At 53.7% G+C, this 13,494-nt stretch carries 18 protein-coding genes and 3 tRNA genes; all 21 read right to left on the bottom strand.

Annotated elements, in window-relative coordinates:
- Positions 1-35 precede the first annotated feature (35 nt).
- On the bottom strand, positions 36-1,169 hold the full coding sequence (gene fni, locus PYCH_RS01245) for a type 2 isopentenyl-diphosphate Delta-isomerase (protein WP_013905020.1): 1,134 nt from the start codon (positions 1,167-1,169) through the stop codon (positions 36-38).
- 108 nt (positions 1,170-1,277) lie between these two features.
- Positions 1,278-2,054 carry an isopentenyl phosphate kinase gene (locus PYCH_RS01240; protein ID WP_013905019.1) on the bottom strand — a complete coding sequence of 259 codons (777 nt, stop codon included), beginning with the start codon at positions 2,052-2,054 and terminating at the stop codon, positions 1,278-1,280.
- 29 nt (positions 2,055-2,083) lie between these two features.
- A complete protein-coding gene (locus tag PYCH_RS01235) occupies positions 2,084-3,085 on the bottom strand; it encodes a mevalonate kinase (RefSeq protein WP_013905018.1) in 1,002 nt (333 codons plus the stop codon).
- 4 nt (positions 3,086-3,089) lie between these two features.
- Positions 3,090-3,968: an MEMO1 family protein gene (locus tag PYCH_RS01230; RefSeq protein ID WP_013905017.1), complete on the bottom strand. Its 879-nt coding sequence runs from the start codon at positions 3,966-3,968 to the stop codon at positions 3,090-3,092.
- A 64-nt stretch (positions 3,969-4,032) separates the two neighbouring features.
- A complete protein-coding gene (gene rpsB, locus PYCH_RS01225) occupies positions 4,033-4,641 on the bottom strand; it encodes a 30S ribosomal protein S2 (protein WP_013905016.1) in 609 nt (202 codons plus the stop codon).
- A 13-nt stretch (positions 4,642-4,654) separates the two neighbouring features.
- Entirely contained in the window at positions 4,655-5,680 is a 1,026-nt protein-coding gene (locus PYCH_RS01220; RefSeq protein ID WP_013905015.1) for a hypothetical protein, read from the bottom strand.
- A gap of 5 nt (positions 5,681-5,685) precedes the next feature.
- Positions 5,686-5,859, bottom strand: a complete 174-nt coding sequence (locus tag PYCH_RS01215) for a DNA-directed RNA polymerase subunit K (protein ID WP_013905014.1) — start codon at positions 5,857-5,859, stop codon at positions 5,686-5,688.
- 21 nt (positions 5,860-5,880) lie between these two features.
- Positions 5,881-5,958, bottom strand: a tRNA-Pro gene (locus PYCH_RS01210).
- Between the two features lie 15 nt (positions 5,959-5,973).
- Entirely contained in the window at positions 5,974-6,171 is a 198-nt protein-coding gene (locus tag PYCH_RS01205) for a DNA-directed RNA polymerase subunit N (protein WP_013905013.1), read from the bottom strand.
- Positions 6,172-6,226: 55 nt separating this feature from the next.
- Positions 6,227-6,634, bottom strand: coding sequence for a 30S ribosomal protein S9 (locus PYCH_RS01200; protein WP_013905012.1), 408 nt, complete (start codon positions 6,632-6,634; stop codon positions 6,227-6,229).
- 11 nt (positions 6,635-6,645) lie between these two features.
- Positions 6,646-7,074, bottom strand: coding sequence for a 50S ribosomal protein L13 (rplM, locus tag PYCH_RS01195; protein WP_013905011.1), 429 nt, complete (start codon positions 7,072-7,074; stop codon positions 6,646-6,648).
- A 6-nt stretch (positions 7,075-7,080) separates the two neighbouring features.
- Positions 7,081-7,443 carry a 50S ribosomal protein L18e gene (locus PYCH_RS01190; RefSeq protein ID WP_013905010.1) on the bottom strand — a complete coding sequence of 121 codons (363 nt, stop codon included), beginning with the start codon at positions 7,441-7,443 and terminating at the stop codon, positions 7,081-7,083.
- Between the two features lie 67 nt (positions 7,444-7,510).
- A tRNA-Leu gene (locus tag PYCH_RS01185) sits at positions 7,511-7,598 on the bottom strand.
- 4 nt (positions 7,599-7,602) lie between these two features.
- Positions 7,603-8,382: a DNA-directed RNA polymerase subunit D gene (locus PYCH_RS01180; protein WP_013905009.1), complete on the bottom strand. Its 780-nt coding sequence runs from the start codon at positions 8,380-8,382 to the stop codon at positions 7,603-7,605.
- Positions 8,383-8,413: 31 nt separating this feature from the next.
- Positions 8,414-8,827, bottom strand: a complete 414-nt coding sequence (locus PYCH_RS01175; protein ID WP_013905008.1) for a 30S ribosomal protein S11 — start codon at positions 8,825-8,827, stop codon at positions 8,414-8,416.
- Positions 8,824-9,372, bottom strand: coding sequence for a 30S ribosomal protein S4 (locus tag PYCH_RS01170; protein ID WP_013905007.1), 549 nt, complete (start codon positions 9,370-9,372; stop codon positions 8,824-8,826). Before PYCH_RS01170 ends, PYCH_RS01175 begins: the two co-directional genes overlap by 4 nt.
- A gap of 10 nt (positions 9,373-9,382) precedes the next feature.
- Positions 9,383-9,829, bottom strand: a complete 447-nt coding sequence (locus PYCH_RS01165; RefSeq protein WP_013905006.1) for a 30S ribosomal protein S13 — start codon at positions 9,827-9,829, stop codon at positions 9,383-9,385.
- A 23-nt stretch (positions 9,830-9,852) separates the two neighbouring features.
- Positions 9,853-9,939, bottom strand: a tRNA-Ser gene (locus tag PYCH_RS01160).
- On the bottom strand, positions 9,925-10,512 hold the full coding sequence (locus PYCH_RS09535) for a class I SAM-dependent methyltransferase (RefSeq protein ID WP_083817010.1): 588 nt from the start codon (positions 10,510-10,512) through the stop codon (positions 9,925-9,927). Before PYCH_RS09535 ends, PYCH_RS01160 begins: the two co-directional genes overlap by 15 nt.
- A gap of 762 nt (positions 10,513-11,274) precedes the next feature.
- Complete coding sequence (locus tag PYCH_RS10000) at positions 11,275-12,261, bottom strand: hypothetical protein (RefSeq protein ID WP_013905004.1); 987 nt, start codon at positions 12,259-12,261, stop codon at positions 11,275-11,277.
- A gap of 185 nt (positions 12,262-12,446) precedes the next feature.
- On the bottom strand, positions 12,447-13,448 hold the full coding sequence (locus tag PYCH_RS01140) for an RNA-guided pseudouridylation complex pseudouridine synthase subunit Cbf5 (protein WP_013905003.1): 1,002 nt from the start codon (positions 13,446-13,448) through the stop codon (positions 12,447-12,449).
- Positions 13,449-13,494: the final 46 nt, after the last annotated feature.

Here is a 13,494-nt window from a genome sequence, read left to right as displayed (position 1 = left end):
ATGGGACCACGTTGCTCTTACCTCTTAGGGTAGGTTTAAAAAGGTGTGCTCCTCCTGGCCCTCAGGTACTCCCTTAAGTTTATCCTCTCCTCAAGCCATTCCCTCGTGAATCCCGTGATCACAAGCGGGACTCTCCTGAGCTCTTCGACGTTCCTCGCCCCCACTAGGAACATCGCGTTCCTAATCTCCTCGATATAGCACTTCAGGATTTTTATGACTTCCTCGACGTCCCCCTTCACTGCTGGCTTGAGGAGGGGAAGGGCAACGCCCACGAGAGAGGCTCCCATGGCGAGGGCCTTGGCCATGGTTATCCCATCCCGCATGCCGCCGGTCGCTATTATTGGGAGATCAGTTGCATACCGAACCTCGGCGACGCTTATGGCAGTTTTTATCCCCCAATTCCAGAACCTTAGAGCAAGCCTCCTACCGAGCTCGTCCTTGGCCCTGTAGTATTCGACGGCGCTCCAGCTTGTCCCACCGAGCCCACCCACATCTATCGCATCTATCCCGATGGCCTCGAGCCTCACGGCAATCTCCATCGAGACACCAGCCCCAGTCTCCTTTGCTATTATCGGATACGGGAACTCGGCCTTGAGCTCGGCTAACGCCTTCAAAACGCCCCTGTATGTCGTGTCGCCTTCGGGCTGGACGCTCTCTTGAAGGGGGTTCATGTGGATTGCCAAAGCATCGGCCTGGATTGTCTCGACGGCCTTTATAGCTTCCTCAATGCCGTAGCGCTCCGCGGCATTTTCACTAAACTGGGCCGCCCCAAGGTTGCCAACCAAAAAGACGTCAGGGGCCACATCCCGGACATAGTAGCTCTCCCACGTCTCTGGCTTCCTTATCATGGCCCTCTGACTTCCAACGCCCATGGGAATGTTAAGTTCTTGGGCGGCCTTCGCAAGGGTCTTGTTTATCTTGGCGGCCAGCTGGGAGCCCTTAGTGCCGCCAGTCATGGCGGCAATCATTATCGGGTAGTCAAACTTCCTACCAAGGAACTCAACGCTCAGGTCGATCTCATCCTTATCTATTTCGGGAAGGCTCATATGGACGAAATGCACGTCCTCAAAGCCGTTGCTCACGTGAGCCTGGACGTTCTTCGTGAGGCAGTGCTCTATGTGCTCAAACTTCCTAATGACCGTGAGCTCCTCCTTATCGAAGGGCCCCATGACGATCACCAAATAGGAAAGAGCGGGCAGGGTTAAGAGGTTTTTGGAGGCGAAGAGGAGATGGAAGATGGTGCCCTCAAGGGCTCCCAAACAGGCGCTTTAAGATTGTCATGGTCTTTTGGAAACCACAGTTCCAGTTGTGTCGCCCCTAATTGCCCCGGCCAGCCTCCCGGGAACGAGGCCGTTGACAAACCAGACCTCCGAGTACTCCGCTATCTCCCTCGCCTTTCTCAGTTTGTTTGCAATGCCTCCCGTCACGTCTATGCCGGCCGCACCGGAGAGCCTCTCTATGAGGCCTTCTATGTCCCCAGGCCGTAGCTTCTCCACCAGGGAGGCTTCCCCCGGCTTCCCGGCATATATCCCGCCAACGTCCATGAGGAATATGACCTTCTCGGGCCTTAGTTTTCGAGCCAAGTAGGCTATTATCTGGTCGCCCGAGAGTATGTCTATTCCCTTCTTCACATCAACGGAGACGTCCCCGAAAAGAACCGGAATGAACCCCAGGCCAAGGAGCATCTCCACAACTGTTAGGTCGCCGTGGACAACTTCGCCGTTCTCCGTCACGAAGACCGAGGAGGTGGAAACCGGAAAGGCTGGAAGGCCTTCATCGAGGAATGCCCTCACGATCCTGCCGCTGAGATCAAGCATGGCCAGATGGGTTGCGGAGAAGCCAAACCGCTTCGAATCATCGGTCAGGCCCTCCCTTATTCTGAACTTCTTCGCGAGGGGGTGTCCAAAAGAACCCCCACCGTGCACGATCATGAACCTCTTCTCTGGAAAGAACTCGGCTATTTCCCGGGCGATGCGCCTAACGACATCCTCCCTGAACGAAAACTCTACCTTCTTGTCGCTTATGACGCTTCCTCCGAGCTTGACTATTATCATGACATCACACCCGCTTTCTTTTGCCCCATTCACGGCATCGTTGCCTCCACCCTCAGTCCCTCACGGCTTATCTGGGTCACCATGGGCGTTCCTCCCGCTATCGTTATCGCTGTCGCCACCTCGCTCTGTTTTCCTGGTGCCAAAGCGTACATGCAACCACCGCCTCCGGCCCCGGTTATCTTCGCTCCGAGGGCCCCGGCGGTTCTGGCGGCGTAAACCAGCTCACTGAGTTTCTTTGTCGAGACGCCGAGGGCGTCAAGGAGGCCGTGGTTGATGTTCATGAGCTCTCCAAGCTTCCTCAGCTTTTCCTCCTCATCCAGCTCCGCCGTTATCAGGTCACGGGCCTTTTCAACCAGCTTGCCCATGGCCTCGATTATGGGCACCATCAGCTCAGGCATATCCTCGTATCTCCTCCTTACCATCGCGACGAGCTCCTTTGTAGGACCGCTGGAGCCAGTATAGCCCACGACTATTGGAAGCTCCATAAAGGGAAGGTTCTCAAACCTGCCTTTCTCGTAGTAGATAAAGCCGCCGATGGCCGAAACGGTCGGATCTATCCCGCTGGAAGCGCCTTGAACGAGGAGCTCGACCTTATGGCCAAGCTTGGCAATCTCCTCCCGGGTAAGCTCCAGACCTAAGAGCTTTGCCACTGCTCCAATGGTCGCGATCGCTACAGCTGCAGAACTTCCAAGGCCCGCACCAACGGGAATCTGGGACGTTATGCTGACCTTGACGCCCGTCTTCTTCCCGGCCTCCTCAAGGACGAGGTTTATGGCCTCCCTCACGTAGCTGAGCACCTCGGCCGCCTTACCGTAGTCGGTCTCGAAGTATATCTCGCTCTCGGAGAAGGACACCGTTAGGCCGGGAACCTTGATGTCATGGGCCTCTATTCTAATCCTCCCGTCGTCCCTGAGTTCGGCCTCGACAAAGGTTCTCAGATCTATCGCCGCAGCTATTGCCGGCTTTCCATAGACGACGCTGTGCTCCCCGAAGAGGATGACCTTCGCGGGAGCAGAGGCGAGGACTCTCATGATGTCACGCCCTCCTCATCACTATGCTCGCGTACCCCACTATCGCATCGGTGCTTCTACTAATATCAAAGCTCGTTGTGTAGTGTAGGAGTTCGGCCTCAACGGCACCGATAAGGCGGGAAAACACCACGCTGGCTCCAACTCCACCGGGACCACACATAGTGTGATCCATCTCACGAATTTCTCTAAACATGCCCTCAACATCGAAGTCGAGTATCCTCCTTATCACCCTGAGATCCCACTCCTTGACGAGGTTGGGCAACTCATTTGCTCTCGCCCTGAACGGCACGTAGCCGTAAAAGGTTCCGTAGTGCATGAAGTCGGTGCTCGCTATAACCACGACGTCCCTTCCAAGCTCCCGGGCGGCCTCAAAGACTGCCCCCCCGAGGTCTTCGGAAACTTCCTCGTCCTGTATGCTGAGGGTTATCGGCACTATTCTAACGGTCTTTCCGGCCCTCTCAGCTATGTACTGGATGAAGGGGAGCTGAACCTCTATGGAGTGCTCGTATTTGTGGGCTATCTCATCTAAATCGGCTATGCCCGAATTCTTCACTATCTCTCTCGCAAGCTCACCATCAACTTCCACCTCACCAAGAGGAGTAACCCACTTGCCCTCCGGATAGACGGCGATGGGCGAGCCGAGGCCCGTATGGTTCGGTCCGAATATCACAAAGGTCTCGGGCAGGCCATCCTCGTAGATGGCCTTGTAGGTCCTCGAGGCGGTGTAGCCGGAAAAGACGTACCCCGCGTGAGGGGCGATACCGGCCGTTATCTTTCTCTCCCCTCCAGGCTCACCCAAATCCCTGAAGAACGCTTTCAGCATGTCAACGAGTTCTTCTCCGAGAGGATAGAATTGGCCCGCAACGGCAGGATACCTAATCACCACACACCACCGAGAGAAATTAAGGGAAGGAACTTAAGGATTTTTCGAGGAAAAAGAGAAGGAGTCAGCGCCTGACTATCTTCATCTCGAAGTCCTCGACGGGGATCTTGAAGTCCTCCCTACTGGCTATCTCGCCACGATTGTAGAGGATTTCCCTGGCGAGTATCCAGTAGATGAGAGCCAGCGCCTTCCTTCCCTTGTTGTTTGTGGGTATCGCCAGGTCAACGTAGCTGAGTAGGTTTTCAGTGTCGACCAGGGCAACTATCGGGATGCCTATCTCGACGGCCTCCTTCATAGCCTGGTGGTCGGCCCTCGGATCGGTGACTATGATCACGTCGGGCTCGAAGAAGTTCTTGACCGCTGGGTTCGTCATCGTCCCCGGCAGGAAGCGACCCGGCATTGCCTTAGCTCCCGTAACCTCGCCGAACTTCTTCACCGGCTTCTGGCCGTAGAGCCTGACGCTGACGGCGAGGATGCTCTGGGGCTCGAACTTGGCGAGGAACTTGCCGGCAACCTTGAGCCTCTCATCGGTCTTCCTGACGTCAAGGACGTAGAGGCCATCCTGCCTGACACGGTATATAAACTTCCTCATGTCCTTGGTCTTCTGTTGAGTCCCTATGTGTACTCCGGCAGCAAGATACTGGTCAAGCGGAACCAAATACTCATCTGCCATTTCACCAACCCCCTCATCCTTCAAACGTTATAATCCTACCCCTTTCCCCAAGATCCTCAGCTATGCGATTCAGCTCGTTTATTTTCTCGATGGAAGTCCAGTCGAGGATTATCGCTGGGCACTTAAGGCCCAGCGCGATATGAGGAAGGGCCTCATCGGCCGACTCATACGTTGATTCCGAGAGGATAGGAGTTATTCTCTCGGCCTTAGCGTCGTTTACAAGGTTGTACAAGTCGGTGAGCGTGCCCAGATTTATGGGCTTTATGGAGAGAGCGTTGTAGTAGCGCCTATCAAGGATATTCTTAGTCCGAAAGAGGTACTCCCCATCAACGAAGACACCGTGCGTTCCGGCTATTAGCTCGAGGAACAGCTCCTCCTCCCCCAGGGGCTTTATGTACGCAACATTATTGTCCTCCACGAGGGCGAGCACTTCCTCAGTCCCCATTGGCATCTTCATACCGATACCGAGAGACACCTCAAGGCCCAGCTCGTCCCCAACCTTCTCCGAGGCCTTGGAGAGGGTTTCGAGGGTTATTGAATCCGCGGCCTCAAGCACCTTCGACACGGCATCAACGACGTCAGTTATCTCGAGGAGGTCTCTAACTACCATGTAGTAGTCAAAGGACTCGTCGGAGGCGAAGCGAAGTATCGGGACGGGGAGCTCCGTGGTGAAAGTCCCGCCGATGTAAGAGTATAGGGGTATGGCCTTGGAGTTTGCGGAAGCCTTAGCGACGGCCACCGAGACGGCGAGGGCCGTGTTGGCCCCTATATGGCTTAAGTCATCCGTCCCGTCTATCTCCCAGAGGTAGCTATCTATCAACTCCTGCTCCACGGAGTCAAAGCCTATGAGCTCCGGCCCTATTATCTCATCCACCTCGCTGACGGCCCTCCTGGCCTCGGCTATGTGGAGGGTGGGATTCTCCTCTATGGGGGCGGCGAACCTCCCAAAACCATCGCTCGTTATAACATCAACTTCAACTGAATACTTGCCGCCCCTAAGCACCGCGACCCTGCCGACCACGTTCTGAATGACGCTCATGGTCATCAGCTCGGCCTTATGACTGTTATGGGGATAACTCCCTTCTCAAACTCGAGTATCGCGGCCTCAAGAGGAGTGATGCCCTCTGGCACATCTATCAGGATTGGTGCTCCCATGGATATTTGCAGAGCCCTCGCCCCTATAATCCTCGCCTTCTCGAACCTCGTGTACTTAAACACGCCGACCACCCGGAAATTTTTTGGTGGGGCCGCCGGGATTTGAACCCGGGTCTCCGGCGCCCCAGGCCGGGAGGATAGACCAAGCTACCCCACGGCCCCACAGAAAGGGGGTTTTCAATATACTCGGTAGTGCATTATGTCGTCGATGAGCTCGACATGGCTAAGGAGCATCCTCCTGCAGCAATACCTCTCGAGGCCGAGATCATCGAGGACCTTCTCAGGGTCCTCCCCGGCCTCGACCCTTGCCTTAAACTCATAGTATTTGTCTCCGATAACCTTTCCGCACGTGAAACACCTAACGGGGATTATCAACCCCATCACCCTATCCGTTCTGCCGGGGAAAGAGTTTTTAAAGTTAACGGAAAGGTCAGCGGTAGGACTTCTGTCTCTTAGCTCTCGGACCTTTGGTGGAGCGGTTGGGTTTGTGAGGCTCCGTCCTTCTGGGGTCACCGACGAGCATGGTTCTGTCGTACTTCATGAACTTCTCCTTGAGGTTCATATCGTTGGTCCACTCGACGAGCGCCCTAGCTATGGCTATGCGGGCGGCCTCAGCCTGGCCCATGAAGCCGCCACCCTGGACCCTGACGTCGATGTCAACACTGTTCCATACCTCCTCTCCAGCCAGGATTAACGGCTCAAGGATAGTGAACCTCGCTATTTCGGGCTCCACGAGCTCAACGGGCTTGCCATTTATTCTAACCCTTCCCTTGCCTTCCCTAATAACGGCCCTCGCAATGGCAGTCTTCCTCTTGCCGCTCGTCTGGATTATCCTCATTCTCCACCACCTCAGAACTTTCCACCAAGGAACTTAGCGACCTCGCCAACGGTCACGTATTTGGGGGTGGCCAGCCTCGACACGTGGGCTTCCATTATGGTCTCGAGCTCCTTGCCCTGGAACTCCTTGGGGATGCCAACGTAGACCTTTAGCCTCTTGAAGGCCTTCCTTCCCCTGTCAGTCTTCCAGGGGAGCATGCCCCTGATAGTCCTCCTGACTATCTCATCGCTCCTCTTCGGGTAGAATGGTCCCCTCCTCGGATTGGTAAGGGTCCTGAGCTCGGTCCTCTGCTTGTACTTTGCGAAGATATCCTCGCGATTGCCGGTTATGACTGCCTTCTCGGCGTTGACTATGACGACCTCCTCGCCCTCTAAGAGCATCTTCGCAACTTTAGAGGCGAGCCTACCGAGGATGAGGCCTTCGGCATTAATAATCCTCATGGCACATCACTCCATTATGATTACTCCACTTCCCTTTGGGTTCCTCTCAACGAGCTCCTCAATCGTGATGGCTTCTCCACCTGCTTCGATTATCTTTCTCCTAGCAGTTTCGCTGAACTTCCAAGCGGCAACAATGACCCTATGGTCAATTTTGCCGGCACCGAGGACGCTTCCCGGAACAACGACCATATCGCCATCCTTGGTGTAGCGGTTTATCTTGCTGACGTTCACTTCAGCCCTCTGCCTTCTTGGCCTCTCAAGGCGCCAAGCTATGTCCTTCCATATCTTAACCCCTTCCTCGTTTGACTTCTTCCTAAGGTAGCGGATGAGCCTCCTAAGGTTCGGATCGGTCGGTCCGGTCCTCTTCATGAGCATTCCCCCTCACAATTTAAGGCTCGCAGGGAAACCGACGAAGGGGCGGGGTGAGCGTAAAGGATGGTGCGGGGGCGGGGATTTGAACCCCGGAACCCCTACGGGACGGGACCCTGAATCCCGCGCCTTTGACCAGGCTCGGCAACCCCCGCACAATCAACCGGCTACTCTACGGAGTTCGCTTATAAACCTATCGCTCTTTCTCATGAGTATCCTAAGGGCTATGCCGACGACCTCTTCCACCGGAAGCTCCCCGTTGGTTTCGACGGTAAAGACATAGGCTTCTGGCACTATCTCCTCCCATATCTCCTTACTCTCGTATTCCTCAAATTCTCTCGGGATGTAGAAGGGCTTCAGCGTTGTGACTATTACTTCCTCGTCAGTTTCCTCGACGGGAAGACCGCGCTTCTCCGCAAGGCTCTTCAGCTTCTCCCACCCCGGAATTGACTTGCTTATGTGGATTTTCGTATAGTACTTGTAGTAGGCGAAGCCCGGTTGCCACTTGGCATGATCCTTCCCGCGGCCGAGCTTTGCGTAAGCGTTGAAGACGAGCCTTTGGCCCTCGGCCAACTTAACTATCGGGATGTCTGGCGTGACTGGCTTTACATCTGGGTCGTCACTCTTGAGGTCACCCGAATAGACCACGCCAGGCCCCTCAGCTTCAAGGGAGAGGGTAACTGTGTAATCGTCCAGCTCGAGAGAATCAAGGGCAAACCTGTCAACGGGTGTGGTGAGGGGTATCATAGCGAGCCTGTGGGCGATTATCTCGTCGAAGAGGGCAGAGTCATTCTCGTAGAACTCGACCTCATCAACGGCAAACGTTGGGACCTCGCCGAGTATGGTTCTCCTAAGGGCATTGGCGAATGCTATGCTAACGCCCTCAAGGATGAACTTTATCGCATTCTCCCTCTTTTCAAGAATCTCAACCTTTACCATATCCTGTCCCCCAAGAAAAAGTTTGGAAAGGTCAGACACGCCTACCCCTTCTGCCGCCCTTGGGTCTCGTTCCATCGTGCGGTATCGGGGTAACGTCCTCTACCCTGCCTATCTTAAGGCCTGCTCTGGCAAGTGCACGAATGGCCGCCTGGGCACCCGGACCAGGCGTCTTGCTCTTACTTCCACCAGGAGCACGGACCCTTATGTGAACTCCGACTATACCCTTCTCAAGGGCCTCCTCTGCAGCTCTCTTAGCGGCTATCATGGCCGCGTATGGTGATGGCTCGTCCCTGTCGGCCTTGACGACCATACCACCACTCCACCTGCTTATGGTTTCGGCCCCCGTGATATCGGTGATGTGGATGATGGTGTTGTTGTAGGAGGAGTAGATGTGGGCGATTCCCCACTTCTCCTTCTTCTTTATGTTGACCTGCTCCTCGCTCATGCTCCACCACCCTCACTCTGCTTGGCTTGCTCTATAACCATCCTCTCGGGGTGGCCGGGATTCGCGAAGGGAGATGTTCTCGCGTAGGTTATGGTGTCCTCTTCCTCCTTGAGGACGAGGTAGCTCGGTGAGCGGATTATCTGGCCGTTTACCTCGATGTGGCCGTGAACGATGAGCTGCCTTGCCTGCCTCATTGTTCTGGCAAGGCCCTTCTTGAAGACTATAGTCTGAAGGCGCCTCTCGAGGATGTCCTCGATGGTGAGGGAAAGGACGTCATCGAGAACGGCGTCAGCCGGGAGTAGGCCAAGCCTGCGAAGCCTCTGAAGGAGTTGCTGCCTCTCAATTTCGGCCTGCTTGCCACGAGCCGCCAAAAGCCTTCTCGCCCTACGCCTGAAGTTCTTAAGCTGGGTCTCATGCTTCCAGAGCTCCTTCTTGTTCTTGAGGGCGTACTTCTCCATCAATACCCTTTCGCGGTCAAGCCTTTCCTTAATCCAGGGGTGAGGGGGAGTCTCATACTTTTTTCTCTGCCTCTTAGGGTCGCCCATTCACACCACCTCACTTCTTCTTCCTGCTAACACCAACCGTCTGACCGCGCCTGAAGTTGGACCTCGTCCTCTGACCGCGGACAGGCAGGCCAAGCTCATGCCTAATGCCACGGTAGGCCCTAATGCGCCTGAGCCTCATTATGTCCTCACGGATAGCCATGTCAAGCTTGGCCGTTATGAGGTGCAGGTCTCTGCCAGTCTCATAGTCCTTCGGCCTGTTGACAGCCCAGCGAGGTATGCCGTGGGCAACGGGGTCACTGAGTATCTCCTCGATCTTCTTTATCTGCTCGTCGGTGAGGTAGCCTGCTTTCATGAATGGGTCGAGACCTGCTACCCTGCAGACCATGGTGGCGAAGTTTATGCCCACTCCCTTTATTCCAGTGAGCGCCCACCTCAGCTGCTTGTGTCCGTCGAGGTCAACACCAGCAACACGCACGATGTGCCTAAAGTCAGCCATTTGAACACACCTCCGGAATATTCTGGCGCCGGGACGGGGATTTGAACCCCGGCGGGCAAACGCCCACGGGCTCTCAAGGCCCGCGCCCTACCAGGCTAGGCGATCCCGGCATATACCCGGTAGCCCGAGCCCTTCGCGACCTCCCTTACCTCAGTGAAGGTCTCCTCCATTAGCGATTTAATAAACTTTGCCCCATGACTCGTTCTGATTACCATCTGGAGCAGGCCGCCATCGTGGAGGTGCCGAGGTGCGTTTATAACTATTTCCCTAAGCACATCCTTCCCAGCGTGCACTGGAGGGTTCGTTATTATCGAGTGGAACTTTTCTCCCTCAACGGGCTCGTAGAGGGTGCCCCAGCGAACCTCCGCGTTCTTGACGCCGTTGATTTTTAAGTTTTTCCTGGCTATCGCCACGGCCCTCCTGTTGATGTCCGTCATGACAACGTAGTCCACGAAGCGAGCCGCGACTATACCTATGGCCCCATAACCGCAACCGAGGTCGAGTATCCTCCAGCCGGGCTGGAGTATCATGTTCTCTATAAGGAGTTCTGTCCCCCTGTCGAGCTTGCCGAAGGAGAAGACCCCACTGGCGGTTATGAACCTGAAGCAGTAACCCCTGATGCAGACATCTATAGTCTTAGTTCTCAATGGGCCGGAAGGCCTCTCGGAGTAGTAGTGGCTCATATGAGATGGTTCGTTGAGGGGTTTATAAAGGTAAGTTATGTCCAAGAAGTTCTAGTCAATGAACCACTCTCCAGCCACAGCAAAACTGTCGCAATAACAACAGCCAGCCATATCCACCCAGCCGCTCCCAGAACGTAGAATGAAATACTATCGTTGCGGATTCCTCAGACAAGGAAACCCATAAGCACCATGAAAAAGACCATCTCCAGCTGAAGACTCACGCGAATGACGCCTTAGAGGCAAAAAGAAGTAAAAGGATTCCCAAACTATTCTTGCGCATGCGCCATACTCCATCCAAGTGCATAAAGAGAGGCATCCTGAGAGTGAAGCCCATGATCCAAAGTCCAGTAGTACTCCGGAAGGAGGTTGTTGGGGGTAATAATCATGTCGCCAGCGTATAAACTCAAAAAATCAGCTTCCGTTTGGTTTCATGGTTTGACCGATTACCATCTTGAAAACGTTCTTCCTCGGATCGGATAGTCTTTCTATTTCTTCCCGCTATCAGCAACATTATAATCAGGGATAATACAGTCAATGCATTAAACGATTTATCGACAAACGAGTAAAATGGAATGATGTTAAAATAAACTGCAGTGCTGTATAATCCTCGAGCCGACATGAGAAGAGCCGCAAGTACTGCCCAAGTTTGAGGTTTCCAAAATTTTCGGGACGTTACAGCCGAGATTGAATAGTATAAAAGTAAAGGAAACATCAGAGCCGAGATTATGTTTCCGGCCAACATGAAGTTCATGGTACCATCACCTATGCGGGTGTTCCATACCCTGGAATACAGACTGTTGTCCAGTCACTAAAGCACTTACCACAGTCTCCACTGATACTGCCAATGGCAGCTACACATGCCGCACATGCTTTAGTATTTGGTTTTCTTACTAAAAGACTTGCGGCACATTCACCACATTCTAACACGCCGAGTATTATTGACGTTGCACAGGAGGTTATTGCACACCACCAATCTATGTGCTTGGGATATGTTATGCAGGTTAATGTTATTCCAATTACATCAGTTACTGCTGTTAACCCCATTGCTTTCTGCTGGTTGTATTCTGGTAGTTTTAGCCTCACCAAGTGCAAGAGGTGCCTCAGCTCGTACGCACTCCTGCCCCAAATCCAGCCCGTCTCGTCACCCCTGCGAAGCTTCATGAGAATCTTGTTCAGAGTCCAGTAGTACTCTGAAAGCGTGAGGTTGTCCCTAGTGACAATAGTGTCAGCAACAAGAACGACCTTGTTTTCATCATTCGGAGCAATGTTCATTCCAGTAAGGAAGACTTTGTACGCTCCAGTCTCAGGATCAGTGAAGATCCTCGTGACGAGGGTAAAGTTGTACTGGCTCCTCTCAGCCCTGTAAACGAGCGCGTACATGGTGTAGTTGAAAGTCCCGTTATAAATTGTTATCCCAAAGAACAGTAACTGCTCGTGCTTTTTCGTCATGTTGTAGAGCGTGACCACGGAAACGTTAAAGTTTGCAGTCAAGTTGGAAGCACAGGAACTTGAGTTGTGACAGGGACAGGAAGTGTTAGTCAAGTTCGCGAAGTCTATGGTTTGATTAATCCAAGTGACGTTCATCTGAAGCCTACTCTTCTCATCGTACCAAGCAACCACAGCCCTCCTGAAGGTTATGCTCGTGGCGTTATCAGTTAAAGCCTTCGTCTCCTGAACAGTCCCAAACTGAAGACTCAACATCATGGCAAGCAAGAGGACAACACAAACCTTCTTAGCCCGGCCTTCCATTGGAAATACCTCCAGAGATCATCACTACATGTAACGTCAAAATCCTTAAAAGCTTTTCCAATTACAAGTTCGATAGCGTTTTCAATTTCCAACGATAACAAAACGACTAGAATGAAACGAAAGAAGCCAGAGTAATTGAATGGACAAAAGAATAGCTCCCCAGCAACTTTTGCTTGGCAAAGTTTCTACCACATCTTCGGATACCAGTCCCTCGGCATGAAGACCTTCTCAACGTCCACAGCTATCCCCCTGCTCTTCTGGAGCATTTCCTGACTAGTCATGAGGGCCTTTCCCAGGGCGACGAGCTCATCCTTGAGGGTCATTATCGCCACGAGGTCCCCCCTCTTTATGCCCGCGTGTAGCTTGACTATGCCCGGGACGGCAAGGTCGGCACCGTGCGTCACCGCGGCTACCGCCGAGTCCTTTATCCAGACCTTCGGCAAATGTTCCACAGCCTTCTCCATCGGCTGAATAGCCCTGCGGAAGTGTTCTTCTATGCCATCTTCTTTCCAGAAGTGATAGTAGTCCACGAGGTCATGGAAAGTTACGAGGGTCTCGTCCTCCTTGAAGGGGCCGCTTCTTGTCCTTCTTAGCTCGGCCATATGCGCTCCAACACCGAGGGCAAGGCCTATATGGTGAATGAGAGACCTTATGTAGGTTCCCGCCTCGACACCTGCCCTAAAGAGGACGTCTCTGCCATCAATTTCTAAAATCTCGATATAGTAAACCTTCCTCGTTCTAAGCCTCCTCTTGACGGCACTTCTCAAGGGCGGCCTTTGAATTATCTCTCCCTCGAACTCCTTCATGACCCTATAAATCTTCTCCTCCGGAACGTCGCCGTGGAGGTGCATTAGAGCCACGTACTCCTTACCGGCGGGGAGGAGGGCTTGGACAACGCGAGTGGCCCTTTCAAGGGCAACTGGAAGGACGCCGCTAACCTTCGGGTCGAGGGTTCCCCCGTGACCGGCTTTCTCAAGGTTAAATAACCTTTTTATCCAAGCGACGACCTCGTGGCTTGTCGGCCCGGGAGGCTTGTCGAGGTTTATTACTCCGAACTGCATGTGCATTTCCATGGGCCTCTTTTCAGGGGGGTATCCCCATTTGGGATTCGTCTCGGCTTTCTCGTCTTTGATGAGAACTTCCCTCTTAACGTCCGCGGGAAGCCTGCGCACCTCGTCCCTCGCCATGATTCTCACCGCCTGAGCTTTTCCTACGGCACCGCATTTATAAAGT

Source organism: Pyrococcus yayanosii CH1 (assembly GCF_000215995.1).
GTDB lineage: Archaea > Methanobacteriota_B > Thermococci > Thermococcales > Thermococcaceae > Pyrococcus > Pyrococcus yayanosii.
The sequence above is the reverse complement of the archived record's forward strand: the minus strand, read 5'-3'. Positions and strand labels throughout refer to the sequence as shown.

Coding starts and splice junctions, on each gene's coding strand:
- PYCH_RS01165 (WP_013905006.1), bottom strand. CDS start 9,829: ATGGCTGACTTTAGGCACATCGTGCGTGTTGCTGGTGTTGACCTCGAC.
- PYCH_RS01240 (WP_013905019.1), bottom strand. CDS start 2,054: ATGATAATAGTCAAGCTCGGAGGAAGCGTCATAAGCGACAAGAAGGTA.
- fni (WP_013905020.1), bottom strand. CDS start 1,169: ATGGGGCCCTTCGATAAGGAGGAGCTCACGGTCATTAGGAAGTTTGAG.
- PYCH_RS01140 (WP_013905003.1), bottom strand. CDS start 13,448: ATGGCGAGGGACGAGGTGCGCAGGCTTCCCGCGGACGTTAAGAGGGAA.
- PYCH_RS01180 (WP_013905009.1), bottom strand. CDS start 8,382: ATGGTAAAGGTTGAGATTCTTGAAAAGAGGGAGAATGCGATAAAGTTC.
- rpsB (WP_013905016.1), bottom strand. CDS start 4,641: ATGGCAGATGAGTATTTGGTTCCGCTTGACCAGTATCTTGCTGCCGGA.
- PYCH_RS10000 (WP_013905004.1), bottom strand. CDS start 12,261: ATGGAAGGCCGGGCTAAGAAGGTTTGTGTTGTCCTCTTGCTTGCCATG.
- PYCH_RS01175 (WP_013905008.1), bottom strand. CDS start 8,827: ATGAGCGAGGAGCAGGTCAACATAAAGAAGAAGGAGAAGTGGGGAATC.
- rplM (WP_013905011.1), bottom strand. CDS start 7,074: ATGAGGATTATTAATGCCGAAGGCCTCATCCTCGGTAGGCTCGCCTCT.
- PYCH_RS01170 (WP_013905007.1), bottom strand. CDS start 9,372: ATGGGCGACCCTAAGAGGCAGAGAAAAAAGTATGAGACTCCCCCTCAC.
- PYCH_RS01200 (WP_013905012.1), bottom strand. CDS start 6,634: ATGAGGATAATCCAGACGAGCGGCAAGAGGAAGACTGCCATTGCGAGG.
- PYCH_RS01220 (WP_013905015.1), bottom strand. CDS start 5,680: ATGAGCGTCATTCAGAACGTGGTCGGCAGGGTCGCGGTGCTTAGGGGC.
- PYCH_RS09535 (WP_083817010.1), bottom strand. CDS start 10,512: ATGAGCCACTACTACTCCGAGAGGCCTTCCGGCCCATTGAGAACTAAG.
- PYCH_RS01235 (WP_013905018.1), bottom strand. CDS start 3,085: ATGAGAGTCCTCGCCTCTGCTCCCGCGAAGGTCATCCTCTTCGGGGAG.
- PYCH_RS01190 (WP_013905010.1), bottom strand. CDS start 7,443: ATGAAGAGGACCGGACCGACCGATCCGAACCTTAGGAGGCTCATCCGC.